The sequence below is a fragment of the Acidovorax sp. HDW3 genome, from assembly GCF_011303755.1.
Lineage (GTDB): Bacteria > Pseudomonadota > Gammaproteobacteria > Burkholderiales > Burkholderiaceae_C > Paenacidovorax.
In genome coordinates, this window is the sequence record NZ_CP049885.1 from 2194100 (window position 1) to 2220573 (window position 26474).

General features: G+C 68.0%; 20 protein-coding genes and 1 tRNA gene. 11 read left to right on the plus strand and 10 right to left on the minus strand.

The features are described 5' to 3' along the window. Positions 1-9: 9 nt before the first annotated feature. The 3 genes from G7045_RS10010 to argH form a co-directional block, all read right to left on the minus strand. Positions 10-5973 (minus strand): alpha-2-macroglobulin, encoded by a 5964-nt coding sequence (locus G7045_RS10010; RefSeq protein ID WP_370521620.1) that lies wholly within the window; start codon positions 5971-5973, stop codon positions 10-12. Positions 5974-6037: 64 nt separating this feature from the next. Further along, positions 6038-6997: a tripartite tricarboxylate transporter substrate-binding protein gene (locus G7045_RS10015; protein ID WP_166159500.1), complete on the minus strand. Its 960-nt coding sequence runs from the start codon at positions 6995-6997 to the stop codon at positions 6038-6040. Between the two features lie 14 nt (positions 6998-7011). Then, positions 7012-8484: an argininosuccinate lyase gene (gene argH, locus G7045_RS10020; RefSeq protein ID WP_166159501.1), complete on the minus strand. Its 1473-nt coding sequence runs from the start codon at positions 8482-8484 to the stop codon at positions 7012-7014. A gap of 52 nt (positions 8485-8536) precedes the next feature. On the opposite strand from argH, the gene G7045_RS10025 reads away from it, so the two are divergent. Both G7045_RS10025 and G7045_RS10030 read left to right on the plus strand, forming a co-directional pair. After that, a complete protein-coding gene (locus tag G7045_RS10025; protein ID WP_166159502.1) occupies positions 8537-9550 on the plus strand; it encodes a sensor histidine kinase in 1014 nt (337 codons plus the stop codon). Positions 9551-9556: 6 nt separating this feature from the next. Further along, positions 9557-10330, plus strand: a complete 774-nt coding sequence (locus tag G7045_RS10030; protein ID WP_166159503.1) for a LytTR family DNA-binding domain-containing protein — start codon at positions 9557-9559, stop codon at positions 10328-10330. Here G7045_RS10030 and G7045_RS10035 read toward each other — a convergent pair. The 4 genes from G7045_RS10035 to polA all read right to left on the minus strand — a co-directional run bounded on the left by G7045_RS10035 (position 10299) and on the right by polA (position 15012). Beyond that, positions 10299-11108 (minus strand): ZIP family metal transporter, encoded by an 810-nt coding sequence (locus G7045_RS10035; RefSeq protein WP_166159504.1) that lies wholly within the window; start codon positions 11106-11108, stop codon positions 10299-10301. The genes G7045_RS10030 and G7045_RS10035 overlap by 32 nt on opposite strands. 90 nt (positions 11109-11198) lie before the next feature. Beyond that, a complete protein-coding gene (locus G7045_RS10040; RefSeq protein ID WP_166159505.1) occupies positions 11199-11528 on the minus strand; it encodes an AzlD domain-containing protein in 330 nt (109 codons plus the stop codon). Beyond that, positions 11525-12220 (minus strand): AzlC family ABC transporter permease, encoded by a 696-nt coding sequence (locus tag G7045_RS10045; RefSeq protein WP_166159506.1) that lies wholly within the window; start codon positions 12218-12220, stop codon positions 11525-11527. Before G7045_RS10045 ends, G7045_RS10040 begins: the two co-directional genes overlap by 4 nt. Next, positions 12220-15012 (minus strand): DNA polymerase I, encoded by a 2793-nt coding sequence (polA, locus tag G7045_RS10050; RefSeq protein WP_166159507.1) that lies wholly within the window; start codon positions 15010-15012, stop codon positions 12220-12222. Before polA ends, G7045_RS10045 begins: the two co-directional genes overlap by 1 nt. Before the next feature lie 88 nt (positions 15013-15100). Here polA and G7045_RS10055 point away from each other — a divergent pair, with 88 nt between their 5' ends. The 5 genes from G7045_RS10055 to G7045_RS10075 are packed head-to-tail and all read left to right on the plus strand — an operon-like array spanning position 15101 to position 18045. After that, on the plus strand, positions 15101-15511 hold the full coding sequence (locus G7045_RS10055) for a hypothetical protein (protein ID WP_166159508.1): 411 nt from the start codon (positions 15101-15103) through the stop codon (positions 15509-15511). A gap of 46 nt (positions 15512-15557) precedes the next feature. Continuing rightward, positions 15558-15920, plus strand: coding sequence for a hypothetical protein (locus tag G7045_RS10060; RefSeq protein ID WP_166159509.1), 363 nt, complete (start codon positions 15558-15560; stop codon positions 15918-15920). Between the two features lie 50 nt (positions 15921-15970). Next, complete coding sequence (locus tag G7045_RS10065; RefSeq protein WP_166159510.1) at positions 15971-16933, plus strand: homoserine kinase; 963 nt, start codon at positions 15971-15973, stop codon at positions 16931-16933. After that, positions 16930-17703, plus strand: a complete 774-nt coding sequence (locus G7045_RS10070) for a BPSS1780 family membrane protein (protein WP_166159511.1) — start codon at positions 16930-16932, stop codon at positions 17701-17703. Before G7045_RS10065 ends, G7045_RS10070 begins: the two co-directional genes overlap by 4 nt. Before the next feature lie 18 nt (positions 17704-17721). After that, positions 17722-18045: a hypothetical protein gene (locus G7045_RS10075; RefSeq protein ID WP_166159512.1), complete on the plus strand. Its 324-nt coding sequence runs from the start codon at positions 17722-17724 to the stop codon at positions 18043-18045. Positions 18046-18048: 3 nt separating this feature from the next. Here the strand turns inward: G7045_RS10075 and G7045_RS10080 are convergent, their stop codons facing one another. Further along, complete coding sequence (locus G7045_RS10080; protein WP_166159513.1) at positions 18049-20400, minus strand: UvrD-helicase domain-containing protein; 2352 nt, start codon at positions 20398-20400, stop codon at positions 18049-18051. A gap of 206 nt (positions 20401-20606) precedes the next feature. Between G7045_RS10080 and G7045_RS10085 the strand changes: the two genes are divergently transcribed. Then, positions 20607-21584: a GMP reductase gene (locus G7045_RS10085; RefSeq protein ID WP_166159514.1), complete on the plus strand. Its 978-nt coding sequence runs from the start codon at positions 20607-20609 to the stop codon at positions 21582-21584. Between the two features lie 15 nt (positions 21585-21599). On the opposite strand, the gene G7045_RS10090 is transcribed toward G7045_RS10085, so the two are convergent. Then, positions 21600-22481 (minus strand): alpha/beta hydrolase, encoded by an 882-nt coding sequence (locus tag G7045_RS10090; RefSeq protein ID WP_166159515.1) that lies wholly within the window; start codon positions 22479-22481, stop codon positions 21600-21602. A gap of 44 nt (positions 22482-22525) precedes the next feature. On the opposite strand from G7045_RS10090, the gene G7045_RS10095 reads away from it, so the two are divergent. From G7045_RS10095 to G7045_RS10105, 3 genes are all read left to right on the plus strand, one after another. Next, positions 22526-23434, plus strand: coding sequence for an NAD(P)-dependent oxidoreductase (locus G7045_RS10095; protein WP_166159516.1), 909 nt, complete (start codon positions 22526-22528; stop codon positions 23432-23434). A 94-nt stretch (positions 23435-23528) separates the two neighbouring features. Then, positions 23529-23604 (plus strand) — tRNA-Lys (locus G7045_RS10100). 78 nt (positions 23605-23682) lie between these two features. Next, complete coding sequence (locus tag G7045_RS10105) at positions 23683-24915, plus strand: multidrug effflux MFS transporter (protein WP_166159517.1); 1233 nt, start codon at positions 23683-23685, stop codon at positions 24913-24915. On the opposite strand, the gene G7045_RS10110 is transcribed toward G7045_RS10105, so the two are convergent. Beyond that, positions 24850-26373 (minus strand): diguanylate cyclase domain-containing protein, encoded by a 1524-nt coding sequence (locus G7045_RS10110; protein ID WP_240919207.1) that lies wholly within the window; start codon positions 26371-26373, stop codon positions 24850-24852. The genes G7045_RS10105 and G7045_RS10110 overlap by 66 nt on opposite strands. Positions 26374-26474: the final 101 nt, after the last annotated feature.

Genomic DNA, 26474 nt, shown 5'->3' on the forward strand with positions numbered 1-26474 from the left:
GCCCGCAGCTCAGGGTGTGCCCTGCACCACCCGCACCCGCGCGTTGGGCAGCTCGCCAAACATCTCGGGCGCGTACAGCGCCTCGGCGCGGGTGGGGGGCAGTTGGAAGTCGCCCGCGTTGTTCAGGCGCAGCGTGTATTGCAGCGTGGTTTTGCCCTTGGGCAGGTACTCGTAGTAGCTGCGGTAGGACTCAAAGCTGCGCTCCTCGAACGCGGGCCAGCCTGCGCCGCCCACTTTTTCGCCCTGGGTGGCGATTTCTGAATCGCGCCCCAGGCCGCTGCCGAGGATGGTGGCGCCCGCCGGGATGGGGTCGGTAATAGCGACCCAGGTCATGTCGGCGCTGGCGTCGAGTTCGAGCGTCACGCGCAGCACGTCGCCGCGCTGGTACTGGCCGGGCGGCAGGTTTTTGTCGCCCTGCTCCACGGGGGTGATGGTTTTGCGCAGGCTGTAGCCCGCGTTCACCGGCGCGGTGCGCGGCACGGCAGCGAGCGATTGCAGCGTGAGCCAGGGCTTGCCGCTGCCTTGCTGGCTCACTTCCAGGCGGGCCTCTTTGCCGGCCTCTTTGCCGGCGGCTGCATCCCAGGGCAGGAACAGGGTGTTGCCCTGCCACATGCCCGGCGCGGCGGGTGCGCCAAAGGTTTTGCCCTGGTGGGGCGTGCCGCTGGCGTCGTTGGCGGGCACGCGCCGCACCTTGGCCCAATCGACGCTGGCCTGGGCGCTGCCCAAGCTGGCGCGGGTTTGGCCGGTGACGGGGGTGGCTTCGAGTGCGGCACTCAAGCGTTCGAGCGCCAGCGCGCCCCAGAAGTTGGCGGTGGTGGTCTGCCAGGCGCCGCCTTGCTGGCGGGCGATGAAGCCGCTGGCGATGCGCCCAATCTCGTCCTTCCAGCCGGGCTGGTCGAGCACAGCGAGCAGCAGGCGGGCGCTGTTGGCGTCGCCGCTTTGCATCAGCCACCACCACTGGTCGTCAGATTCGGTGCTGAACACCAGCTTGCTGCCCTGGTAGCTCAGGCGGGCGTGCAAGATGCTCTCGGCCTCGGCCAGGCGCTGGGCCTGCTGGGGCAACTGGGGCATACGGCGCAGGATGTTGAGCCAGTCAATGACGGCGTGCGTGGGCCATTGGTTGGGGGCGATGGTGATGCTCGATAGCATCCGCGCCTGCGCCCGGCCGCTGCGCGAGAGTGCCTCGATGGCGGCGAGTTTGCGCAGCTCCAGGTCTTTGCGAGGGCTCCAGAAGTTGCGCTCGATGCGGCCCTCTACAAAAGCGATCAGGCCGTTTTCCATGGCGGCGCGGGCGGCGTCGGGCAGGGCAAAAGCGGGGTTGAGCTGCGCCGCCTCGTGCGTGGCCGCCAGCAGGTAGGCGGTCAGGGTGTCGCTGCCCCGGTTGGCCTGGCCGTCGCGCGGCGGAAAGTAGTGGGCCAGGCCGTCGCCGTCGAGGTAGGTGGGCAACTGCGCCGCCACCTGCTGCCACAACTGCGGGTCGCGCAGGCCAATGGCTTTGCTGGTTTTTTGCTCCAGGCAGGCAAACGGGTAGTTGGCCCACCAGTCGCGCACGCCGGGCAGGCCCTCGGCCAGCGTGGGCTGCAGCGCCAGTTGCAGGCCGCCGCGCCCTGGCAAAGCGCCCGCAGGCGGGGCCACGGCCAGGCTCAGGGGCGCATCGAGCTGCACCAGCGTGGCCTGCTGCACGGCCAACGGTACGGCGGGGATGATGCGCTGGCTGATCTTGAGCGCGTCTTGCGCGCCCGAGCGGCTGTCGCGCGCCGCCACCTCCCACAGCAGCGCCTGGGCGCGGGTTTGGCCCAGTTGCTGTGGCGCCGTCACGTCCCAGGCCAGCTCGCGGGCCTCGCCCGCCGGGATGTCCACGCTTTGCGCTGCCAGCTCCAGCAGGCTGGCGCGGGGCGTGACTTGCACCTGCATGGCGGCCTTGGTGGTGTTGCGCAGCGTGATTTGGGCGCGGAACTGGTCGCCCTCGCGCACCAGGGGCGGCAGGCCGCTGATGATTTGCAGGTCTTGCGTGGCGCGGATATGGGTGCGGCCCGTGCCAAACAGGCCGGTGCCGGCGTCGGCCACGGCGACGATTTCAAAGCCCGTGAGCGCGTCGTTGAGCGGCACGGTCACCTGCGCCTGGCCCTGGGCGTCCAGGCGGATGGCGGGCTGCCACAGCAGCAGGGTGTCGAGCAGCTCGCGCGTGGGCGCGCGGCCGCCGCCGCCGCCTGCGGGCACGGCTTTTTTGCCGTAGTGGCGCCGGCCAATGATTTCCATCTGCGCGGTCGATGTCTCTACGCCCCAACTGCGGCGCACCAGCATGGCGTCCAGCACATCCCAACTGGTGTTGGGCATGAGTTCGAGCAGCGCCTGATCGACGGCGGCCAGCGCCACCTCGGCGTTGGCCGCCGGCTGGCCGTTGGGCAGCTTGGCGCGTATGGTCACCTGCGCTCTTCCGCGCACGCTGTAGCTTTCCTTGTCGGTCTGCACCTGCACCTGCAACTGGTGGGCCTGGGTGCCGACGCGGATTTCTGCCAGCCCCAGGCGGTAGGCGGGCTTGGCCAGATCGACCAGCGCGGTCGGGGCGACGTATTCCTTGCCCTCGTACCAAAACGCGGTCCACCATTCACGCGGCGCTTTGTAGCCCCAGGTGAAGAAGCTGTACCAAGGCACTTCGCGCAGGCGCCCGCGCAGGGCGAGCACGCTCACGTACACGTTGGGGCCCCAGCCTTCTTCCACCTTGAGCTGCACGGTGGGGTCTTTGCCGTTGAGCTGCACCACCTGCTGGCTCAGGATGCCTTCGCGCTCGACGCTCACCAGCGCCGTGGCGTAGCGAAACGGCATACGCACCTGAAAGCGCGCCACCTCGCCGGGTTGGTAGCTTTTTTTCTCGGGCAGCAGGTCGATGCGGTCGTGGTCTTCGCCGCCAAACCACAGTTCGCCCCGGCGCGTGACCCAGACGGAGGCGGCGGCCTGGGCCTCGTTGCCGTCCTTGTCGCGGGCGGTAGCGACGAGTTCGACCTCGCCGGCTTCGTCCATCTTGGCCTCGCACAGCAGCAGGCCCCGGCTGTCGCTCTGGCCGGTGCAAATAGTGCCCAGGTCTTTGGTCTGCTCCTGGTTGTCGTAGCTGTAAAAGCCCCCCACCATGCGCTTGCGCGTGCTGGTGGTGCTGCGGGCAATGGCCTGCACGGCCAGGGGCACACCGGCCTGGGGTTTGCCGTCAAGCCCCAGGGCCAGGGCTTGAAAGCGCACGCGAGCGCCGTTGGCGGCCCAGCCTTCGGTTTTGATGCCGGCGACCACCGCTGCGGGCCACAGGGTCTGGGTGTTGCGCAGGGTTTGCACCTCGCCGTTGGGGTCGGCGTAGCTCGCTTCGAGCAGCAGCTCGCGCGCCGCCGGGGCGGGCGCCAGGGCCTCGATGGTGACTTGGCCGCCGCCGTTCTTGTCCAGCGTCAGGGGCAGTTTGTCGGCCACCACGCGGCTGTCGGCACTCGCGCTGCCCTCCTCGTCGTCGCTGCGCGTGGCGCGTTCGTGGCGCTGGCGCGGTGGCTGGAAAGAGAAGGCGTCAAAGTCGGAAAAATCCAGGGTTTTATGGCGGATCAGGGCCGAGACACGCACCGGCAGCTGCGCCGCGCCGCCGCCGGCCACATAGCCCACCTGCACCGCAACAGGCAGGCTGCGCGGGCGCACCAAGGGGCCCTGGGTGGCCGCGCTGATGCGCCCTTGCAGCACGGGCAGGCGAAACTCCTCCACGCGAAAGCTCCCCGATTCGAGCGTCTCGTCGCCGCGCTGCAGCGCCACCTGGTACTGCCCAAGCTTGGCGGCGGGTGGAATTTGCCATTGGCTCTGGGCGCTGCGCCCGCCCGTGGGCGTGGCGCGCCAGGCCAGGGGCTGGCGGTATTCCTGACCGCTGCCGATGTGGGTGATGAGCAGGGTTTCGGGGTTGCCCTGGGGCAGGCCCAGGCCCTGGCCGGTTTGCGTGCGCAGCAGGTGCTTCATCGACACCGTCTCGCCCGCACGCAGCAAGGTGCGGTCAAAAATGGTGTGCGCCACCTGGTCGGGCTGGCGGCTGTTGCTGGTGGGCACATGAAAGCGCCAGGGCTCGATGCCGCGCTGCCAGTCGCTCCAGGTAAAGGCCATGTCGGGCGCACCCTCGTTCTCGGCGCGGGCGCTGATGAAGTAGGCGCTGCGCCAGCCATCGTCGCCATCGACGCCCTGGCAATGGGGCGGCTCGGGCGAGAGGCCGTCCAGGCGCGCCAGGCCCTGGGCGTCGGTCTGGGCCTTGAGCAGCAGCTTGCCCTGGCAGTCTGAGACTTGCACCTGCGCCCCGGCCACGGGCTGGCCCTTGTCGAGCGTGGTCACCCAGGCGGCGGAATTTTCACGCCCAAGCTTGAAATGCACGGCCAGGTTGGTGACCAAGGCGGAGCTGCGCACGTACATGGTGCGCTGCGCGCCGTGGCGCGCATCGAGCAGCGATTGCCCCAGCAGCGGCGAGGCGATCTCCACCACCGAAAAGCCCACCGGCAGCGGGATGCCCACGACCTCGAACGGGCGCGGGTCGGCCTTGTCCGGGCGCGGCAACTGCAGTTTTTTGACCCCACCCTGGCCGGCGAGCAGCGCCACCATGCGCGTTTGTACCCAGTCTTTATCTTCATCGTGCAGTACGGCGGGCAGCGGGGTTTTGCTGTCTTTGCGCGCCTGGCTGCGTTCGATCTGCGCGTTGTTGTAGCGCACGAGCTTGCGTTGCCAGGCGATGATGTCGGCGTCGCTTTGCGGCTGCAGGGTTTGCAGCGCCAGCGCCTGCAGCGGCAAATCGGCCTCGACCTTGCGCAGCGTCACCGGCAGCAGCGCCGGCGGGTTCTCGGCGGGTGCGCCTTCGGCAAAGCGCTCGACGATGCCAAATGGCGCGGCGGCAAATTTGGCCAGCGGCGGCAGCGCCCCCGTGGCCACGGGCAGCGGAAAGCTGGCGGCGTTGGCCAGGCTGCGGCCAGCGGCGTCTTTCATGCCAGCGGGCAGCTGCAGCTCAAAGCGTGTTTGCGCCGGCAGGGGGGCGGGGAACTCCAGCGCCGTCACCAGGGCGTCTGCCGCCTCGTCGCTGGGCAGCTGGGGGCTGAGCGTCTCTTGCGCCGACTTCAGGCGCACGCCCTGCGCCAGCTTGCGCGCCACCGGGGCGCTGAACGTCAGGCGCAGTGGCCGGATCGGCAGGCAGGCGGCCTGGGCGTTTTCGCGCTCGCAGGAAAATTCGGCGGTGAACGGCGCGCGCACGTGGTATGCAAAGCGCTTTTCCACCCGGTTGAGCACGCCGCTGGGCGTGGCCACGCCGGCGCCAAAGACCAGCGCCATGCGCGTGCCCGCCGTCAGGCGGCGCTGGCAGGCCAGGGTGGCGTATTGCAGCGGCGCTTTGTCAGCGCGTGCGGCCAAGCCTTGTTCTTGCAGCAAGGCAGCGCGCTCCTTGCCCTCGATCAGGCGCACCGGCACACGCTCGCCCACGCCGTCGAGCTGGCACCAGACGTTGCTTTGCACGCTGGCGCTGCTGGCCGGGCCGTTGAGCTGCAAGATGAAGTACTGCTCCTCATCAATGCTCTCGTACATGCTTGGGAGCAGCTGCTTGACGAAGGGGCCACCGCTATTAAATTTATAGCTGCTCGCGCGCTCCCAGAGCGCGCCAGAGGGCGATTTGAAGCTTGTCGTTGGTTGCGCCGTGCAGCGCGTGCCGGGCGGCAGGTCGGCAGCGAACTGGAACACCCATTCGCGCTCGCTGTTCCAGCGCCCCTGGCCCTGGCTGGCCTGGGCATCGTCGCAGCGGATGGCAAAGGGCGCGGGCGCCAGCGGGTCGCCCAGGCGCACGGCCGGGGCGTCAAACTGGGCCACCACCTGGCGGATTTGCGCCACCTCGCCCTGGGGCGAGAACTGCTGCAGCGTCAAGCCCTGGGCCGCGCCCCCCATCCACAGGGCCAGCAGGCCCAGCGCCCCACGGGCAAACGTCATCCGCATGGTTTCTCCTCCGGTGGGGGTTGTTAGAACGACACCAGTGCCCGCCGCCCACGCGCTCCCCCGCTCAAGCGCGCTGCAGGTCGATGATTGTGCGCCAGGCTTTGCGGTGCGCTTTTTCGTGCGCCTGCAGCTGCGCCGCCAACATGAAATCCACATTCAGCCCGCTGGCCTGCAAGCGCGTGCGGCTGGCACTGTCTTGGAGCAAAGCGGCCAGTGCCTTGCTCAGTGGTGCCAACGCCGCTGCCGGCGTGCCCGGCGGCGCGTACAGGCCGTAAAACGGCAGGCTGGCGACGGTGGGCAGACCCCATTCGGAGAACGAGGGCACCTCGGGCAACACCGCTTGGCGCGGGCCACCCTGCACGGCAATGCAGCGGATTTTGCCGGCACGGTGGCTGTCGATGAAGTCGGGCAGCGCCCCCAGGCCAGCGACGATCTGGTGGCTGCGCAGGTCCGACAAGAGCGGCGCACCGCCCCGGTAGGGCACGATCTCGATCTCCAGGCCGGCCTGCTGGCCTATCCACTGCGCCAAAAAATAAGGGGCCGAAGGCGCTGCCGGCACTCCGATCACGCCATGGCCGTCGTGCTCGCGGCGCAGCCAGTGCACGTATTCCAGCCACGAATGCGCTGGCGTATCGGCCGAGAGCACCAGGGCATTGGCAAAGTTGCCAATGCCGGCGACGGGCACCAGCTCACGCCCGGGCGTCCAGCCGGCCTGGGGGCTGAGCAGGGGCAGGATGGAGACCGCATGGTCGTGCGACAGCAGCAGCGTGCGCCCGTCGGGAACGGCGTTTTTGAGCGCCAGCACCGCATTCATGCCGTTGGCGCCGGGGCGCACGTCCAGCAACACGGGGCGGGCCAGGTGCTGTTGCAGACCTGCTTGCAGCCAACGGCCCAGGCTGTACGTGGCGCCCCCGGGCGGGTAGCCAATGAGCAGGCGCAGCGGCTGCCCACTGGCCCGCGCCCAGCCAGGCGCCGCCGCCCAGGCCGCCAGGGCCTGTAAAAGGTGGCGGCGCGAGCGGTGCATGAGAATGCGCGCCCTCAGCCTGCCAGACGGGCGCCGTGGCGTGCCAGCTGCACGCGCACCTGCGCCGGCGCCGTGCCGCCCAGGGTATTGCGCGCGCCCAGACTGCCACGCAGGCTGAGCACCTCGTACACGTCTTTGTCGATGCTGGCGTGAAAGCCCTGCAGCACGGCCAGCGGCAGCTCCGAGAGGTCGCAGCCATGGCTTTGCGCCGCCTTGACGGCGTGGGCCACGGTTTCGTGCGCGTCACGAAATGGCAGGCCCTTCTTCACCAGGTAGTCGGCCAGGTCGGTGGCGGTGGCGTAGCCTTTTTGCGCAGCCGCCTCCATGGCCTGGGCGTTGACGGTGATGCCGCCCTCTTTGGCGCCAGTGGCGGGGTTCACCTGGCCGCCCACCATTTCGGCAAAGATGCGCAGCGTGTCTTTAAGGGTATCGACGGTGTCGAACAGCGGCTCTTTGTCTTCCTGGTTGTCCTTGTTGTAGGCCAGGGGCTGGCCCTTCATCAGGGTGATGAGGCCCATCAGGTGGCCCACCACGCGCCCGGTCTTGCCGCGCGCGAGTTCGGGCACGTCGGGGTTCTTCTTCTGCGGCATGATGCTCGACCCGGTGGTGAAGCGGTCGGCAATTTTGATGAAGCCAAAGTTCTGGCTCATCCAGATGATGAGTTCTTCGCTCAGGCGGCTCACGTGCACCATGCACAGGCTGGCCGCTGCCGTGAATTCAATCGCAAAGTCACGGTCGCTCACCGCGTCCAGGCTGTTTTGGCACACGCCGTCCATGCCCAAGGTTTTTGCCACGCGCTCGCGGTCGAGCGGGTAGGTGGTGCCGGCCAGGGCGGCGCTGCCCAGCGGCAGCCAGTTGGTACGCCGGCGCACATCCTGCATACGCTGGGCGTCGCGGGCGAACATTTCCACATAGGCCAGCAGGTGGTGGGCAAAGCTCACCGGCTGCGCCACCTGCAGGTGGGTGAAGCCGGGCAGGATCACGTCCACGTTCTGCGCCGCCACTTCGACCAACGCCTTTTGCAGGTCGGTGAGCAGGCCGCCGATCAGGTCAATCTCGCCGCGCAGCCACAGGCGCACGTCGGTGGCCACCTGGTCGTTGCGGCTGCGGCCCGTGTGCAGGCGCTTGCCGGCGTCGCCCACGAGCTGGGTCAGGCGCGCCTCGATGTTCAGGTGCACGTCTTCGAGGTCGAGCTTCCACTCGAAGGCGCCAGACTCGATCTCTTGCGTGATCTGCGCCATGCCGCGCTCGATGTCCGCCAGGTCTTGCGCGCCGATGATGCCCTGCGCCGCCAGCATCTGGGCGTGCGCCAGGCTGCCGGCGATGTCGGCCTGCCACAGGCGTTTATCGAAAAACACGCTGGAGGTGTAGCGCTTGACCAAGTCGCTCATGGGCTCGGAAAACAGCGCCGACCAGGCCTGGGCCTTGGTGGCGAGCTGGTCGGCAGAGGGCTGCGAGGACGGAAGAGAAGCTTGGCTGGTGGTCATGGGAAGGGAATAATCCAAGGGTTTGCGACCCCCGGAACACCCGGACGCCGCTATGCAAGAGACACAAATTTTATCGAGCCCGCCCCCCCCTCGCGCCCTGGTGTTCGACGCCTGCCACCCCGGCGTGGTGCTGCGCGCCGTACTGGGGGTGCAATTGGTGCTGGCCGTGGGTGCACTCTACGCCAGCGCCGACGCCTGGCAATGGCTGGCCAACCTGGCCCTGGCCACCGGCGGCGCCCTGCCCGCCACCCTGGCCTGGTTGCTCATCGCCTGCAGCGCCAAGGCCCTGCTGCAGCGCCTGCCCATGGCAGCGCAGTACGCCGCCGGCCTGCTGCTGGGCGCAGCTGCCGGGGCCATGGCCTGCGCGCTGCTGCTGCTCTCACGCCTGATAGCCAACCCGCCCTGGCTCGCGGGCAGCGCCAGCGGCGCCCTGCTGGCGCTGCTGCTGGTGGCGGCGCTGGTGGCGCGCGCACGCGCACGCACGCCGGCGGCCACCACGGCACGCCTGGCGGAGCTGCAGGCGCGCATCCGGCCGCATTTTTTGTTCAACACCCTCAACAGCGCCATCGCTCTGGTGCGCACCGAGCCGGCACAGGCCGAGGCCCTGCTCGAAGACCTGAGCGACCTCTTTCGCCACGCCCTGGCGGCGCAGGACGAGGCCACCACCCTGGGCGCAGAAATCGCCCTGGCGCAGCGCTACCTGGCGATCGAGCAGGTGCGCTTTGGCGAGCGCCTGCGCGTGCAGTGGCTGCTCGACCCCAGCGCCGACGGCGCCCGCCTGCCGCCGCTGCTGCTGCAGCCGCTGGTGGAAAACGCCGTGCTGCACGGCATCGAGCCCAACCGCGCCGGCGGCAGGCTGCGCATCAGCACCCGACGCAAGGGCGCGCGCGCCGTCATCAGCATCACCAACACCCTGCCGCCCGAGGGCCAGGCGCGCCCCGGCGGCCACGGCATCGCCCTGGCCAACGTGCGCGCACGCCTGGCACTGCTGCACGACGTGCAGGGCGAATTCCACACCAAAGTCAAAAACGGCCTGTACCAGGTGCGTATCACCCTGCCCTGCTGACCCGCCATGCACATCCTCATCGTTGACGACGAAGCCCTGGCGCGCCAGCGCCTGCGCACCCTGCTCGCCGACTGCCAGGCGCAGGCGCCGCAGCCGCATCTGCACATCAGCGAGGCCGCCCACGCCGCGCAGGCGCTGGCGCTGCTGCAGTCGCCCACGGGGCGCAGCGTCGATCTGCTGCTGCTGGACATCCACATGCCCGGCCAGGACGGCCTGGCGCTGGCGCAGCAGCTGCGCGGCATGGCCACGCCGCCGGCGCTGGTGTTCGTCAGCGCCGACACCGGCCACGCGCTCGACGCCTTCGAGCTCGACGCCCTGGACTACCTGAGCAAGCCCGTGCGCCTGCAGCGCCTGCAGCAAGCGCTCGCCAAAGTGCAGCGCCAGCCACATCAAAACACCCTGCAACCCGCTCCCACAGAGCGTGAGGCGCTATTGATACAGGAGCGCGGGCGCAGCGAACGCGTGCCCCTGGACGAGGTGCTGTACCTGAAGGCGGAGCAAAAATACCTGACGCTGCGCACCACCGGGCGCACCTACGTGCTCGACGGCGCCCTGAGCGACTACGAGGCGCGCTACCCGGCGCACTTTCTGCGCATCCACCGCAACGCCCTGGTGGCGCGCGACGCCGTGCGCGCGCTCGAACGCCACTGCGACCCGGTCGAAGGCGAAGGCTGGGCTGTTCGCCTGCGCGGCCTGGGCGAGCTGCTCACCGTCTCGCGCCGCCAGCTGCCGGGGGTGCGCGCTGCCCTCAATGCCCCTGCGCGTGCACCAGGCGGCTGATGAGCACCACGGCGCTGATGCCCAGCAGCAGCCAGCCAATCTGCACCAGCGACTGCGCCGCTGACAAGCGCTTTTGCAGCTGCGGAATCAGGTCGGCCAGCGCCACATACACAAAGCTGCTCGCCGCCACGACGAGGAAATACGGCAGCGCCGCATCCCAGTGCCCCACCAGGGCGTAGCCGGCGATGCCGCCGAGCGCCGTGACCGAGCCGGCGAGCGACACCTTGAGCAGCGCCATGCTGCGCCCGCCGCCCCGGTGGCGCAGCGCCACCAGGTCGCCGATGTGGTGCGGCACCTCGTGCGCCAGCACCGACAGCGCCGCCACCAGCCCCAGGCGCAGGTCGGCCACAAAGGCCGAGGCGATGAGCACGCCATCACCAAAGCAGTGCACGCTGTCGCCCGTCAGCAGCGTCCAGCCGCCCTTGCCGTGGTGGTGATGTTCGTGGTCATGGCTGTGGTCGTGGTGCAGGTGCGGCGCACCCTGGGGGCCGTTCTCATGGCCGTGGTGCCACAGCTCGGCTTTTTCCAGCACGAAGAAAAACACCAGCCCGAGCAGCAGCACGGCGAACAGGTCGTGCGCCTCGGCCCCGCTCTCGAACGCCTCGGGCAGCAGGTGCATGAAAGCCGTGGCCAGCAGTGCGCCGGCCGCCAGGCTCAGCAGATGCTGCGGCCCGACGCGCCAACGCCCGCCCAGGCCGGCGCGCATGAGCAGGGCCGCAAGCCACACGCTGCCGATGCCAGCGGCCAGGGTGGCGGCGATGATTGCTATCAATGTCATAGCTGTTTACGCTGATTAGGCAAGGGCCAGAGCCCAAAAATGTCTAAAAAAAGGCCGCCATTGTCCCAAAACTGCGGCGCTCGCGTGCGCTCACCACCAGCGCAGCAGCGCCGAGGCCCCGGCCCCGAGCAGCACCACCAGCAAAAACGGCGCGCGCAGCCACAGCGCCAGCGCGGCCACGCCCAGGGCGCCCAAGCGGGCGTCCGCCTGCAGCCGCTGGCCGTCGGCCAGGGTGTTGAGCGCCACCAGCGCCGCCAGCAGCGCCACCGTCATGCTGGCGGCGGCGTGCGCCACGCGCGGCTGTGCCAGCCAGCGGGCGGGAATGAAGTAGCCCAGCAGCTTGGTGCCCCAAGCGAGCAACGCGGCCAGCACGATCCAGCCCCACAGGCCGACATCCAGGCTGAAGTTCAGGCCATTCATGGCGCGCCTCCGTGGCCACCGCGCCAGGCGCCCCAGGCGGCGCCCAGCGCCGCCGCCAGCACAATGGGCAGGCCCGGCGCCACCCAAGGCACGGCCAAGGTGGCAGCCAGGCCGCAGGCCAGGGCCGAGGCCACCGGCTCGCGCGCGTGCAGGCGCGGCCACAGCAGGCCCAGAAAGGCCGCCACGGCAGCACCGTCCAGGCCGTAGCGGCGCGGATCGCCCAGCGCGTCGCCCAGCACCGCGCCCAGCAGGGTGCAGGCGTTCCAGAGCACGAACACCCCCAGGCCGGCGACCCAGAAGCCGCGCCGCTGCTCGGCCGCATCAACCTGGCTGACGGCGGTGGCGGCCGATTCGTCGATGGTGACGTGCGCGCCCAGCCAGCGCCGCCAGCCGCGCAGGCCCAGCAGGCGCTGCATCTGCATCCCGTAGACGGCGTTGCGTACCCCGAGCAGGGTGGCGGCGCCCAGGGCCGAGGCGCCGGTGCCGCCACTGGCGAGCACGCCAATGAAGGCGAACTGCGAACCACCGGTGAACATCAGCAGACTCAGCGCCTGCGCCTGCGCCAGCGAAAGCCCGGCTGCCACCGCCAGGGCGCCAAACGAGATGCCGTACAGCCCGGTGGCAACAGCAATCGACAGGCCCATGCGGGTGGCGGGCGTCAACTGGGCCGCAAGGGTTGGGCACAGGGCCATCAATGCGCCGCCTCCCAGTTGGCGCCCACGCCCACCTCGGCCAGCAGCGGCACCTTGAGATCGGCCACGCCCGCCATCAGGCGCGGCACCTGCTCGCGCAGCCAATCGACCTGGGTCTCGGGCAGCTCGAACACCAGTTCGTCATGCACCTGCATCAGCATGAGGATGTCTGGCTGCTGTGCATCGAGCTGCTGCTGCACCGCCACCATGGCCATCTTGATGAGGTCGGCCGCCGTGCCCTGCATGGGCGCGTTGATGGCGGCGCGCTCGGCAGCGGCGCGGCGCGGGCCGTTGGGCGAGTTGATTTCGGGCAGCACCAGGCGCCGGCCAAACACGGTTTCCACATAGCCCTGGGCCTTGGCGCGGGCCTTGGTTTCTTCCATGTACTGCAGCACGCCGGGGTAGCGCTCAAAGTAGCGCTGGATGTAATTTTTGGCCGCCTGGTTGTCCAGCCCCAGGGCCTTGGCCAGGCCGTAGCTGCTCATGCCGTAGATGAGGCCGAAGTTGATGGTCTTGGCGTAGCGCCGCTGCTCACTCGTGACCTGGTCGAGCGCGACGCCGAACACCTCCGCCGCCGTGGCGCGGTGCACGTCCAGGCCGTGCTGGAAGGCGTGCAGCAGCGCCTGGTCGCCGCTCAGGTGCGCCATGATGCGCAGCTCGATCTGCGAGTAGTCGCAGCTGGCAATCACGCGCCCGGGCGGGGCGATGAAGGCTTCGCGGATGCGCCGGCCCTCGGGCGTGCGCACGGGGATGTTTTGCAAATTCGGCTCGTTGCTCGACAGCCGCCCGGTCACGGCCACGGCCTGCGCGTAGTGCGTGTGCACGCGCCCGGTGCGCGGCAAGGCCAATGCCCCCAGCTTGTCGGTGTACGTGCCCTTGAGCTTGGAGAGGCTGCGGTGCTCCAGGATTTTGGCCGGCAGGGGGTAGTCCTCGGCGAGCTTTTCCAGCACTTCTTCGTCGGTGCTGCGCGCGCCGGTGGCGGTTTTTTTCACCACCGGCATGGCCAGTTTGTCGAAAAAGATTTCGCCCAACTGCTTGGGGCTGGCGAGGTTGAAGGGCTGGCCGGCGATGGCGTAGGCCTCTTGTTCGAGCTGCACGATGCGCTGGCCCAGTTGCTGGCTTTGCTGCGCCAGCAGCTGCGCGTCGATGAGCACGCCGTTGCGCTCGATGCGGTAGAGCACCTCGCTGCTGCGCACCTCCAGCTCGTAGATGGCGCGCAGGCGCTCGTTGGCCTGCAAGAGCGGCCACAGCGCCTGGTGTACGTCCAGGGTCTGGTCGGCGTCCTCGCAGGCGTAGGCTGCGGCCTTGTCCACCGCCACCTGGGCAAAGGGGATTTGGTGCGCGCCCTTGCCGCACAGGTCTTCGTAATCGAGCCCCTTGCGCCCGGTGTGGCGCAGCGCCAGGCTGGCCAGGTTGTGCGGTTTGTGTACTTCGAGCACGTAGCTTTGCAGCATGGTGTCGTGCACGTAGCCGCGCACCTCGATGCCGTGGTTGGCCAACACATGGCGGTCGTATTTGACGTGCTGGCCGAGCTTGGCGCAGCGCGCATCTTCCAGCCAGGGCTTGAGGCGTGCGAGCACCTGCTCCAGCGGCAGCTGCGCGGGTGCGTCCGGCCCGCTGTGCGCCAGCGGGATGTAGGCCGCCTCGCCCGGCTGCACGCTGAACGATATGCCCACCAACTGGGCACGCAGCGCATCGAGCGCGGTGGTTTCGGTATCGAGCGCCACCAGCTCGGCACGCTGCAGGCGCGCCAGCCACTGGTCAAAGTCGGCCCAGTTGAGGATGGTGTCGTACACCACGGGGCGCTGCTGCGCCGCCTCGGCCACGGGGCTGGCGCTGTGGTCGGCAAACAGGTCGCCGCTTTCGCCGGGCATCGCGGGAAATGTGGTGGAAGTGGAAGTGGGGGTGGGGGTGGATGCCTTGGCCTGCAGCGCCTGGGCCAGGCCCTTGAAGCCGTGTTTTTGATAAAAATCGGCCAAAACGCTCGTCTGCGCTGCGCCAGTAGCTATCAAATCAAGAGCAGGCAGGCCCGCCACCCAGGCGCTCAGGTCGCAGTCGGTCTTGATGGTCACCAGCTCGCGCCCAGTGGGCAGCCAGGCCAGGGCGGCGCGCAGGTTCTCGCCGGCGGCGCCCTTGACCTCTCCCGCGCGCGCCATGAGGGCGTCGAGGCTGCCAAACTCGGCCAGCCACTTGGCGGCGGTCTTGGGGCCGACTTTGTGCACGCCGGGCACGTTGTCCACGGTGTCGCCCACCAGGGCCTGGAAGTCGATCATCTGCGCCGGCGGCACGCCAAATTCCGCCGTCACCCCGGCCACGTCGCGGCGCTTGCCGTTCATGGTGTCGATGATGGTGATGCGCTCGGTCACGAGCTGGCTCAAGTCCTTGTCGCCGCTGGAGATGAGCACCTGCACGCCCTGCGCCGCCGCCTGCCGCGCCAGCGTGCCAATCACGTCGTCGGCCTCGATGCCGGGCACGGCCAGCACCGTCCAGCCCAGCAGGCGCACCACTTCATGGATGGGCTCGATCTGCGCGCGCAGGTCGTCGGGCATGGGGCTGCGGTTGGCTTTGTACTCGGGGTAGATGGCGTCGCGAAAGGTCGGGCCGCTGGCGTCGAACACGCACACCGCGTAGTCGGCCGGGTGCTCTTTTTGCAGCGCCGCCAGCATATTGACCATGCCGCGAATGGCGCCCGTGGGCTGGCCCGCAGGGCCGCGCAGGTCGGGCATGGCGTGAAAAGCGCGGTACAGGTAGCTGGAGCCATCGACCAGCACCAATTTTTTGTCTTGGGTCATGGGGCGCATTGTCCCAGCAAGGGCGGCATCGCACATGGGCACAGCCAAAGGCACAATAGCCGCCGTTGTGTCAACTTGGAAAACACCGATGAAGCCCCTGCTCGCCCTCTTGCTCGCCGCCGCCTCCACCCTGGCTCTGGCCGAGCCCAATATGGATCAAGTGCCCAACGTGCTGCGCAAGCCCCTGCTGGGCAACGGCCTGCAAACGGCGCAAATGAACGACAAAGGCGTGCTGCGCCTGCAGATGAACAAGCCCCAGGTGTCGGAGCTGACGTATTCGAGCTTCGTCTTTCACAGCATCTGCGCCGAACAATGGCGCCACCCGCAGGAATTCGCCCAGGCCGGGCTCACGCGCGTGGAACTGCTCAACGCCGACGCCAGCCAGGGCTTTGCCTTTGACGCCAGCGGCGACGTGTGCGAGCGCATGGGCAAAATGGGCCAGAAATACCGCGAGCTGATCGGCCCGCGCACCAGCGCCTGCAGCGCCAAAAGCTGCTAAACCGCGCCGGCGCAGCCAGCACCTAAGCACCTACAATCGGCGCCTTATGCGCGCCCACACCCTCCCCCTGCTGCTGCTGGCCTGCCTGGCCAGCAGCCCCGCCCTCGCCCAAAACCATGGTCAAACTGCCCAACAAGGCACGCCAGGCAAGCGCGAGCAGCTATCAAATAATGAGCAAGACCGGCGCCTCTCAAACCAGCGCGCCGAGCGCATCGAAGTCGAAGATGCCGGCAGCCGCGTCGATGAGCTGCGCATTGGCGGCCAAACCCAGAGCATTACGGTGCAGCCCAAAACCGGCGAACTGCCGGCCTACGAGGTGCAGCCCCCCGGCAGCCAGCTGCACAACCGCAGCCGCAGCGACACCAACGACACCAACGGCCCGCGCGTCTGGAACGTGCTCAAGTTCTAACCCACCTTTTTGACCTGCCGCGCGCCGCCCCGGCGGCGCGCGCCCCTGCCATGGCCGTTTTCACCACCGTCTCCGAACCAGAAGCCCAGGCGCTGCTCACGCGCCTGTCCCTGGGCCAGCTCACCGGCCTGCGCGGCATCCAGGGCGGCATCGAGAACACCAACTACTTCCTGAGCAGCACCCAGGGCGAGTGGGTACTGACCCTGTTCGAACGCCTGAGCGCCGCGCAGCTGCCGTTCTACCTGCACCTGATGAAGCACCTGGCGCACCACGGCATCCCCGTGCCCGACCCGCAGGCCGAGGCGCGCAGCGGCGCCATCTTGCACCAGGTGTGCGGCAAGCCCGCCGCCGTGGTGCAAAAGCTCGCCGGCCACAGCCAGCTCGCGCCCGAGGCGGTGCACTGCGCCGCCGTTGGCGCCATGCTGGCGCAGATGCACCTGGCCGGGCAAAGCTTTGAGCGCAGCCAGCCCAACCTGCGCGCCCTGCCCTGGTGGAACGAAACCGCGCCGCTGGTGCTGCCCTACCTCGACGAGGAGCAGGCCGCGCTGCTGCGCGCCGAGCTGGCGTACCAGAACCACATCGCCAGCAGCAGCGCCTACGCCGCCTTGCCGCGCGGCCCCATCCACGCCGACCTGTTCCGCGACAACGTCATGTTCGACGGCACGCAGCTGACCGGCTTCTTCGATTTTTACTTTGCCGGCATCGACCACTGGCTGTTCGACCTGGCCGTGTGCCTGAACGACTGGTGCATAGACCTGCCCAGCGGCGCGCACGACAGCGCCCGCGCCCAGGCGCTGCTCGCCGCCTACCAGGCGGTGCGCCCGCTGACGCCGGCCGAGCGCGAGCTGCTGCCTGCGCTGGCGCGCGCCGGCGCGCTGCGCTTTTGGATCTCGCGCCTGTGGGACTTCTACCTGCCGCGCGAAGCCGCGCTGCTGCAGCCACACGACCCCCGCCACTTTGAACGCGTGCTGCGCCAGCGCGTGGCCCACCCACTGCGACTGGACACACTATGAAGCTACTGCTCGTGCGCGCCAGCGCCGGGGTGAGATGGGTGCAGCAAGGCGTGCGCACCTTCTGGCGCCAGCCGCTGGCGCTCACCGGGCTGTTCTTCATGGCCATGGCGGCGATGTCGCTGATCACCGTCATCCCCCTGGTCGGCCCGGCGCTGGCGCTGGCGCTGCTGCCGGCGGCGCAGCTGAGCATGATGGTGGCCACGGCCGAAACCCTGCAGGGCCGCTTTCCGCTGCCAGCGCTGGTGCTGGTGGCCTTTCGCAGCGGCGCCGAGCGGCGCCAGTCCATGCTGGTGCTGGGCGCGCTCTACGCCGGCTGCTTTCTGGCGCTGATCGGGCTGTCGGCAGCCGTCGATGGCGGCCAGTTCGCCCGCGTCTACCTCGGCGGCGAGCCGCTGACGCGCGAGATTGCCGCCAACAGCGACTTCCAAAGCGCCATGTGGCTGGCGCTGCTGCTGTACCTGCCGCTGTCGGCCCTGTTCTGGCACGCACCGGGCCTGGTCCACTGGCACGGCGTGCCACCGGTGAAGGCCCTGTTTTTCAGCGCCGTCGCCTGCCTGCGCAACCTCTGGGCCTTCGCCCTGTTCGGCCTGGCGTGGCTGGCGGTGTTCACCGCCGCCGGCCTGGTGGTGGCCATAGCCACCGGCTTCGTCGCCGTCTTCATGGGCCTGGCGGCGCACGGGCTGATGCTGCTGAGCGCCATGCTGCTGGCGGCGATGTTCTTCAGCTCCATCGTCTTTACCTTCCGCGACTGCTTTGGCGCGCCGGAATAAACCCACGCAGCGCACGCCATGACAGCCGACGGCTCGGACGAGAACCAGATTCTGGTGCCACCTTCCTTCGTGGCCCTGTACAGCAACCCCCAGGGGCGCCTGCAATGCCGCCCCGATGCGCTGCGCGCACGCTACGAGCTGTGCGAGGACCTGGCCAGCGCCCTCGTCGAGCAGGCGCAGCAGCTCTACCACGGCCCCTGCCCGAGCGAGCCGCAGGTGCTGCTGTCGCTGCACCAGGCCCTGGCCGCGCCCGAGGCCGGGCTCACGCCCGCCGAAGCCCGCTGGTGCATACAGCGCCTGGCCGAGCTGCTCGCCTGGCCCTGCCCGCTGCTGGACGCATAAGCATCAATCCACCGGCGTGAGCTTGGCCACCGCCAGCGCCAGCCACTTGCAGCCGTGGCGCGGGAAGTTGATGTAGGCACGGGCGTCGGCGCCAGCGCCTTCGAGCGCCAGCACGGCGCCTTCGCCAAACTTGGTGTGAAACACCTTCTGCCCCACGCGCAGGCCCTCCACAGTGCGCGTATTGCTGCTGGGCATGGGCGCCGGGGCCGAATTTTTAGAGCCAAATTGGCCTGAAGCGCCCGTCCAGCAAGCGCCAGCAGCTCTCATATTAATAGCACCTGCGGCTCCTGATCCGGCCACCGGGCGCGCCGGCGAGAGGCGCTTGAGGCATTCCTCGGGCAGCTCGTCCAAAAAGCGGCTTGGCAGGTTGTAGCGCGTCTGGCCGTGCAGCAGCCGCGTTTGCGCGTGGCTCAGGTACAGGCGCTGGCGCGCACGCGTGATGGCAACGTACATCAGGCGGCGCTCTTCCTCCATGCCCTGCTTGTCGCTGGCGGCGTTGGCGTGCGGGAACAGCTCTTCTTCCAGCCCGCCGATGAACACGGCGTCAAACTCCAGCCCCTTGCTGGCGTGCACGGTCATGAGCTGCACCGCATCCTGCCCGGCCTGGGCCTGGTTGTCGCCCGCCTCCAGCGCGGCGTGGGTGAGAAAGGCCACCAGCGGCGACTGCGTCTCGCCGGTGTCGGCGTCTATCGGTGGCATCTGCAGCGGCTGCTCCAGGTCCAGGCCCTGGCTGGCCGGGCTTTGCGTCAGCGCCACGGCGTCGCGGCCAAAGCCTTCCTGGGTGACGAAGCTCTCGGCGGCGTTGACCAGTTCCTGCAGGTTCTCGATGCGGTCCTGGCCCTCTTTCTCGCTGCGGTAGTGCGCCAGCAGGCCGCTCGCTTGCAGCATGTGCTCGATGATCTGGCGCAGGCTCTGGCCCTCGGCCGCCTCGCGCAGCAGCTGCAGCAGCGCCACGAAGGCGCTGAGCTTGGCGCCCGCCGCCCCGGGCACGCTGGCGACGGCATCGTGCAGCGTGCAGCCCTGGGCGCGGGCCTGGTCTTGCAGCACTTCGAGCGAGCGCGCGCCAATGCCGCGTGCCGGGAAGTTGGCCACGCGCAAAAAGCTGTTGTCGTCCTGCGGGTTCTCGATCAGGCGCAGGTAGGCCAGGGCGTGCTTGATCTCGGCGCGCTCAAAAAAGCGCAGGCCGCCATAGACGCGGTAGGGCAGGCCGGCGTTGAAGAGCTGGCTCTCGATGACGCGGCTTTGCGCGTTGCTGCGGTAGAGGATGGCAACCTCATGCCGCGCCAGGCCATCGTGGCGCGTGAGCTGGGTGATTTCCTCAACCATCGAGCGCGCCTCGTCGATGTCGCTGGCAGCCTCGAACACGCGCACCGGCTCGCCCGCGCCCTGGCTGGTGCGCAGGTTCTTGCCCAGGCGGCCCTGGTTGTGGCTGATGAGCTGGTTGGCGCAGTCCAGGATGTGGCTGTGGCTGCGGTAGTTTTCTTCGAGCTTGATGGTCTGGCGCACGCCGAATTCACGCACGAAGTCCTGCATATTGCCCACGCGCGCACCGCGAAAGGCGTAGATGCTCTGGTCGTCGTCGCCCACGGCCATGACGCTGCCCTGCGCCTGCAGGCGCCCGCCCTCCTCGTCGCCCGCGAGCTGCTTGAGCCACAGGTACTGCAGGCGGTTGGTGTCCTGGAACTCATCGACCAGGATGTGGCGAAAGCGCCGCTGGTAGTGCACGCGCAGGGGGTCGTTATCGCGCAGCAGCTCGTAGGAGCGCAGCATCAGCTCGCCAAAATCGACCACGCCCTCGCGCTGGCACTGCTGCTCGTAGAGCTGGTAAATCTCCACCTTCTTGCGCCCCTCCTCGTCGTGGCTGGGCACGTTGCGCGGGCGCAGTCCCTCTTCCTTGCAATTGGCAATGAAGTACTGCAGCTGCTTGGGCGGGAAGCGCTGCTCATCGACGTTGTGCTCCTTGCACAGGCGCTTGAGGGCCGAGAGCTGGTCTTGCGTGTCAAGGATCTGAAACGTCTGCGCCAGCCCCGCCGCCTGGTGGTGCGCGCGCAGCAGGCGGTTGCACAGGCCGTGGAAGGTGCCAATCCACATGCTGCGCACATTCACCGGCAGCATGGCCGCCAGGCGTGCCTGCATTTCCTTGGCCGCTTTGTTGGTGAAGGTGACGGCCAAGATGCCGCCGGGCGTGGCCAGGCCCTGCTGCAGCAGCCAGGCGATGCGCGTGGTCAGCACCCGGGTCTTGCCCGAGCCGGCCCCGGCCAAAATGAGGGCGTGGCCTGCAGGCAGGGTGACGGCGGCGAGCTGCTCGGCGTTCAGGCCCGCGAGCAGGGGGGAAGAAGAAGCGTGGGAATGCATCGGCCGATTGTAAAAACCCTGCCCCGGCAAGCCGGTACAATCAAGCACCGGGCCCAAGTTTCTTGATGCCCGGTTTTTTTGTGCCTGCGCACACGCAGGGTTCGGCACCGGCTGCCACGCCGCTGCCCACGAAGCCGGTTTCAAGCCAAGCGCCCCACGCCCGCGCCATCCGGTGCGGACGACCTTTCAAAGGAGCTTGGAACCTCATGGAAATCTTCGACTACGACAACATCCTGCTGCTGCCGCGCAAGTGCCGCGTGCAAAGCCGCGCCGAGTGCGACGCCAGCGTGGAGCTGGGCGGGCGGCGCTTCAAGCTGCCCGCCGTGCCCGCCAACATGAAGACGGTGGTGGATGAAAAAATCTGCACCTGGCTGGCGCAAAACGGCTACTTCTACGTCATGCACCGCTTCGACCTGGACAACCTGCAGTTCGTGCGCGACATGCACGCCAAGGGTTGCTACGCCTCGATCTCGCTGGGCGTGAAGGCGCCCGATTACGCCACCGTCGATCGCTTCAAGGCCGAAGGCATCACGCCCGAGTACGTCACCATCGACATCGCCCACGGCCACGCCGACAGCGTCAAGGAGATGATCCAGTACCTCAAGGCCCACCTGCCCGGCGCCTTCGTCATTGCCGGCAACGTCGGCACGCCCGAGGCCGTGATCGACCTGGAGAACTGGGGCGCCGACGCCACCAAGGTCGGCATCGGTCCGGGCAAGGTCTGCATCACCAAGCTCAAGACCGGCTTTGGCACGGGCGGCTGGCAGCTGTCAGCGCTCAAGTGGTGCGCGCGCGTGGCCACCAAGCCCATCATTGCCGACGGCGGCATCCGAAGCCACGGCGACATCGCCAAGAGCATCCGCTTTGGCGCCACCATGGTCATGATCGGCTCGCTCTTTGCCGGCCACGAGGAATCGCCCGGCAAGACCGTGGAGGTGGACGGCGAGCTGTACAAGGAGTACTACGGCTCGGCCAGCGACTTCAACAAGGGCGAGTACAAGCACGTCGAGGGCAAGCGCATTCTGGAGCCCGTCAAGGGCAAGCTGGCCGAAACCCTGATCGAGATGGAGCAGGACGTGCAAAGCTCCATCAGCTACGCCGGCGGCAAGAAGCTGCTCGACATCCGCAAGGTGAACTACGTCATCCTCGGCGGCGACAACGCCGGTGAGCACCTGCTCATGTAACGCGCCCAGCCAGCGCTACAGGCGCAACAGGTTCTGCGCCATGTGGTGCAGGTCGTGGCCGGGCTGGGCGAGCGCGTCGAGCATGGCGTAGTGGTTCAGCCCCGGCAGCACCTGGCAGCGCGGCACGGCGTGCGAGTGCCAGCGCACCTCGATCAGGCGGCACTGGCGCTGGTATTCCTCGCTCTCCTCGCCGCCCACCACGGCGTGCAAAATGCCCTCGGTCGGCGCCGACAGCAGCGCCGGGCTAAAGCGCTCGATCTGGTCGTCATTGAGCTGCAGCACGGCCTGCAAAAACGGCGTGTGCATGAGCGGTGTCAGGTCGTGTAGCCCCGAGATGGAAAGCGCATTGCGCACCAGCGCCTCGGGCAAATCGCCCGCCCCTATCAGCGGCCAGGCGCTGGTCAGCAGCAGCGCCGCCAGGTGCCCCCCCGCACCATGGCCCACCGCCGTGATGCGGCTGCAATCCCCACCATGGTCGCCAATGTGGCGCCAGACCCAGGCCAGCGCCGCCTCCACCTGGCGCGCAATCTGGGCAATGGTCACGCCATGCCCCACCGTCCCCGGGCACAGGCCGTAGTTGACCAGCACCACGCAAAAACCGGCCTGCACAAAGGGCGCGGCCACAAAGGCGTAGTCCGACTTGTCGCCACCACTCCAGCCACCGCCGTGCAAAAACACCAGCACCGGCGCCGCCGCCGACGCTGGCGCAGCGGGAAATATATCGAGCCGCTCGCTGGCATCGCTGCCATACGCGGTATCGAGCACTACGGGCAGCGCCTGGCGCACCCGCACCGAAGCGGCTACCCAGCGCTGCAGGTACTGCGGATACTCGGGCACCTGGGCGCGGTGGTTGTACATGCGCTCCAGCCAGGCCGGATCGAACGATGGTGTTTCCATGCCAAACTCCTCAGAACGTATTGACGATCTCCGCGCGGCAGTCCATGACCTTTGAACCCAAGCCCCCTTCTTTGCCCCCATCTTTGCGCGTTGCCGTGCTCGGCACCGGCATGATGGGCCTACCCATGGCCCGCCGCCTGTGCCAGGCCGGCCACCAGGTGCACGCCTGGAACCGCACCGCCGCCAAGGCCGAACCCCTGGCCGCCGATGGTGCCCAGCTGCACGCCAGCGCCGCCAGCGCCACCGCAGCCGCCGACATCACCTTGAGCCTGCTGGAAAACGGCAGCGTCGTCAACCAGGTGCTGTTCGCCCAGGGTGCGGCAGCAGCCATGCGCCCAGGCAACCTGTTCATCGACATGGCATCCATCCAACCGCGCGAGGCGCGCGCGCACGCGCAGCAGCTCGCTTCTATGGGACTGGCCTGTCTGGACGCGCCCGTCTCCGGCGGCACGGTGGGCGCGCAGGCCGGCACCCTGGCCATCATGGCCGGTGGCGAGGCGACAGACTTTGCCCGCGCCGCGCCGGTGTTTGCCACCCTCGGGCGCGCCACCCACGTCGGCCCGCACGGTGCTGGGCAATTGACCAAGCTGGCCAACCAGATGATCGTGGGCATCACCATCGGTGCCGTCGCCGAAGCCCTGCTGCTGGCCGCCAAGGGCGGCGCCGACATAGCGCGCGTGCGCGAGGCCATCAGCGGCGGCTTTGCCGACAGCCGCATCCTGCAGTTGCACGGTGCGCGCATGGTGCAGCGCGATTTCACCCCAGGCGCACGGATGCAGGTACAGCTCAAGGACATGCGCAACGCCCTGGCCACAGCGCAAGAGCTTGGTTTTGACGCCCCTATCACAGCCCTGTTTGAAACCCTGTACGCCAGCGGCATCGCACATGGCCTGGGCACGCTCGACCACAGCGGCCTGTTCATGGAGCTGGCGCAGCGCAACGCCATGGTGTGATTTTTTGCGCACAGCGCAGGCAATTTTTCATGGCGCAAGAAAAAATAGTGCATAATTGCGGTCTCTGCTGCAGCGCAGTCAGAAACCCAAGAGGGGGCTCTTAGCTCAGTTGGTAGAGCAGCGGACTCTTAATCCGTTGGTCGAAGGTTCGAATCCTTCAGGGCCCACCAAAAACACAAAAGATATAAAGCACTTGACGAGGAATCGCCAGGTGCTTTTTTCTTTTCTCCTCCTACCTGCAAGGCCCCATGCACCCCCATGCCCAAGAACTCTGGCACGGCCCGCGCTGGCTGCTGGCCGTTTTGCTGGCCCTGCTCGGCATGGTCGGGCCGTTCTCCATCGACACCTACCTCCCCGCCTTCCCCGCCATTGCCCAGGCGCTGGCGGCAACGCCGGTGCAGATGCAGCAGACGCTCTCAGCCTACCTGTTCGCCTTTGCCTTCATGACGCTGTTCCACGGCGCGCTCTCCGACAGCTTTGGGCGCCGCCCCGTGGTGCTGTGGGGGCTGGCGGTGTTCACCCTGGCGTCGGCAGGCTGCGCGCTGGCGCAGAACATTGGCACTCTGGTGCTGTTTCGCGCCCTGCAGGGGCTCTCCGCCGGGGCCGGCATTGTGGTCTCGCGCGCCGTCATCCGCGACATGTTCGCACCCGCGCAGGCGCAGCAGGTCATGAGCCAGGTGACGATTTTCTTTGGCATTGCACCGGCGATTGCGCCCATTGTGGGCGGCACGGTCTCGGTGTACCTGGGCTGGCACAGCGTGTTTTGGTTTTTGACCGGCGTTGGCGTGCTGCTGTGGCTGGCCAACTGGCGCCTGCTACCCGAAACCCTGCGCCCGAGCGAGCGCCAGCCGCTGCACATGCGCCACCTGCTGGCCGGCTACTGGGAGCTGGGTAGCAGCCTGCGCTTCGTGCTGCTGGCGCTGGCCAGCGGCATCCCGTTCAACGGCATGTTTCTGTACGTACTCTCGGCGCCCGCCTTCCTGGGCGACATCCTGGGGCTGGCGCCAACGCAGTTCTTCTGGCTCTTTCTCGTCACCATCGCCGGCATCATGGGCGGCGCCTGGGTCAGCGGCCGCCTGGCGGGCAAGATTGCGCCCAAGCGCCAGATCCGCCACGGCTTTCTCATCATGCTGTTGATGGCGTTGACCAACCTGGGCGGCAATCTGCTGGCCGCCCCTGCCCTGCCCTGGGCGCTGCTGCCGATTGGCATTTTTTCTTTTGGCTGGGCGCTGATGGTGCCCGTGGTCACCTTGCTGGTGCTCGACCTGTTCCCGCAGCGCCGTGGCATGGCCTCGTCGCTGCAGGCTTTTGTGGGCGCCAGCGCCAACGGCCTGGTCGCCGGCCTGCTGGCGCCGCTGGTGATGCATTCAGCCGTTGGGCTGGCCACCGCTTCGCTGGCGCTGATGCTGGTCGGGTTACTCGCCTGGGTGTATTTGCACCACCATTGGCCCGACATCGGGCGCCACGCCAGTCGCGTGTAAACGACGGCGGTCAAGCTCCTTGTCCTCGTAGTAGCGGGCCTTGGCAGCGTACATCGCCTGGTCGGCGCGCTGCACCACGGCTTCTATGGCCTCACCCTCGCGGCCACAGGCCAGGCCCATGGACAGGCTGACCAACTGCCCCGGATAAAACTGGTTATTGAGATCGAGCAACGACAAAATGCGCTCTTGCACCGCAAAGGCGCCGCGCTCATCGGTCGCCGGTAGCAAGACGACGAATTCATCGCCGCCGATACGCGCGGCACAGGCGGGCGCATCCACCGCCTTGGCCAGCACCTCGCCCACCCGGCGCAGCATGGCATCGCCAGCGGCATGGCCATGCTCGTCGTTGGCCTCTTTGAGGCTGTTCAAATCCATCGCCAACACGCCCACCGGCCAGGGACCCTTGCGCGTCAGGCGGTTGATCTCCTCCATGTAGTAAGCGCGGTTGCGCAGCTGGGTCAGCACGTCGTGCTTGCCCAGGTATTCGAGATAGCTTTCGGCCTTTTTGCGCGCTGTGATGTCGATCAGCGACAGCAGCACCAGGCTCCAGTCCTGCGCGTGGGCGTCGAGCACGGCAAACTGCATGTGGATGTGCAGCGCATCGCCCGAGAGGGCGTAGTTCACCACCTCGCGCTGCTGCACCAGCTTGCCGTCCCACAGGTCTTGCAACTGCTCGGCGAATGAGTGCAGCATCTCATCCCGAAAAATTTGCGCCGTGCTGCTCAAGAGCTCGCCCTTGCTGGTCGCGCCGAACAGACGCAGGGTCTGGCGATTGACGTCGATGACGCGAATCTCCTGAATGCAACGGGTAACGAATTCAGGATGCACCTTGAGGAAGGTGGCAAAGTCAGAAATACCGATGGCGCGCAACTCGTCGAGCAGGCGCTTGACCTGGCTGAAATCCTCGACCCACAGCGACACCGGCGAGTACTCGAACAAATCACAAGCGTAGCGCTGGCTCTGGCGCAGGCGCTCGCTGGCCTGCACCTCGGCCGTCACGTCTTCGAGGGACACCAGCACCCGGTGCCAGTCACCTTCGTAGCCCGGCAGGATGCGCGCCTGCACGCGCACGTCCAGGCGCCGCCCATCGAGCGCATAGTTCACCGTCTGCGTGGCAAAGCCCTGGCCACTCTCCCACAGCTGCACCAGCTCATCAATCACGCGCTGGTGCATATCGCCCCGAAAAACCTCGGCCAGGCGCGCAATCAGAGTCTGCTGATCAGGGGCCGAAAAAAGCTCCAGCGTGCGCCGGTTGACCCGCAGCACCCGGTAGGCGGCACTGCATTCGCGCACCCGCTCGGGCTGCTGCTGCAGAAAGCTGCGCAAATCGCGCACCCCGGCGGCACGCCAGCGGTCAAACAACTGCCGCAGTGCGCTGTAATCTTCGAGCCACAAGGAAACGGGAGCGAGGTCGAACAGCGCCTCGTCGGCGACGCCGAATGCCAAATCGGTTACCACGGTCAATACCTCCGCTGCACATTATCCCGGCGCCCCTGACGCACAACTGGCGTACGGCGAGCGCAGATATAAAAAAACCGGCTCCAAGGAGCCGGTTCGAT

What these genes read in the sequence shown, in the direction of transcription:
- G7045_RS10010 (WP_370521620.1), bottom strand. Translation starts at nt 5,973, where the DNA reads ATGCGGATGACGTTTGCCCGTGGGGCGCTGGGCCTGCTGGCCCTGTGG.
- G7045_RS10015 (WP_166159500.1), bottom strand. Translation starts at nt 6,997, where the DNA reads ATGCACCGCTCGCGCCGCCACCTTTTACAGGCCCTGGCGGCCTGGGCG.
- argH (WP_166159501.1), bottom strand. Translation starts at nt 8,484, where the DNA reads ATGACCACCAGCCAAGCTTCTCTTCCGTCCTCGCAGCCCTCTGCCGAC.
- G7045_RS10025 (WP_166159502.1), top strand. Translation starts at nt 8,537, where the DNA reads ATGCAAGAGACACAAATTTTATCGAGCCCGCCCCCCCCTCGCGCCCTG.
- G7045_RS10030 (WP_166159503.1), top strand. Translation starts at nt 9,557, where the DNA reads ATGCACATCCTCATCGTTGACGACGAAGCCCTGGCGCGCCAGCGCCTG.
- G7045_RS10035 (WP_166159504.1), bottom strand. Translation starts at nt 11,108, where the DNA reads ATGACATTGATAGCAATCATCGCCGCCACCCTGGCCGCTGGCATCGGC.
- G7045_RS10040 (WP_166159505.1), bottom strand. Translation starts at nt 11,528, where the DNA reads ATGAATGGCCTGAACTTCAGCCTGGATGTCGGCCTGTGGGGCTGGATC.
- G7045_RS10045 (WP_166159506.1), bottom strand. Translation starts at nt 12,220, where the DNA reads ATGGCCCTGTGCCCAACCCTTGCGGCCCAGTTGACGCCCGCCACCCGC.
- polA (WP_166159507.1), bottom strand. Translation starts at nt 15,012, where the DNA reads ATGACCCAAGACAAAAAATTGGTGCTGGTCGATGGCTCCAGCTACCTG.
- G7045_RS10055 (WP_166159508.1), top strand. Translation starts at nt 15,101, where the DNA reads ATGAAGCCCCTGCTCGCCCTCTTGCTCGCCGCCGCCTCCACCCTGGCT.
- G7045_RS10060 (WP_166159509.1), top strand. Translation starts at nt 15,558, where the DNA reads ATGCGCGCCCACACCCTCCCCCTGCTGCTGCTGGCCTGCCTGGCCAGC.
- G7045_RS10065 (WP_166159510.1), top strand. Translation starts at nt 15,971, where the DNA reads ATGGCCGTTTTCACCACCGTCTCCGAACCAGAAGCCCAGGCGCTGCTC.
- G7045_RS10070 (WP_166159511.1), top strand. Translation starts at nt 16,930, where the DNA reads ATGAAGCTACTGCTCGTGCGCGCCAGCGCCGGGGTGAGATGGGTGCAG.
- G7045_RS10075 (WP_166159512.1), top strand. Translation starts at nt 17,722, where the DNA reads ATGACAGCCGACGGCTCGGACGAGAACCAGATTCTGGTGCCACCTTCC.
- G7045_RS10080 (WP_166159513.1), bottom strand. Translation starts at nt 20,400, where the DNA reads ATGCATTCCCACGCTTCTTCTTCCCCCCTGCTCGCGGGCCTGAACGCC.
- G7045_RS10085 (WP_166159514.1), top strand. Translation starts at nt 20,607, where the DNA reads ATGGAAATCTTCGACTACGACAACATCCTGCTGCTGCCGCGCAAGTGC.
- G7045_RS10090 (WP_166159515.1), bottom strand. Translation starts at nt 22,481, where the DNA reads ATGGAAACACCATCGTTCGATCCGGCCTGGCTGGAGCGCATGTACAAC.
- G7045_RS10095 (WP_166159516.1), top strand. Translation starts at nt 22,526, where the DNA reads ATGACCTTTGAACCCAAGCCCCCTTCTTTGCCCCCATCTTTGCGCGTT.
- G7045_RS10105 (WP_166159517.1), top strand. Translation starts at nt 23,683, where the DNA reads ATGCACCCCCATGCCCAAGAACTCTGGCACGGCCCGCGCTGGCTGCTG.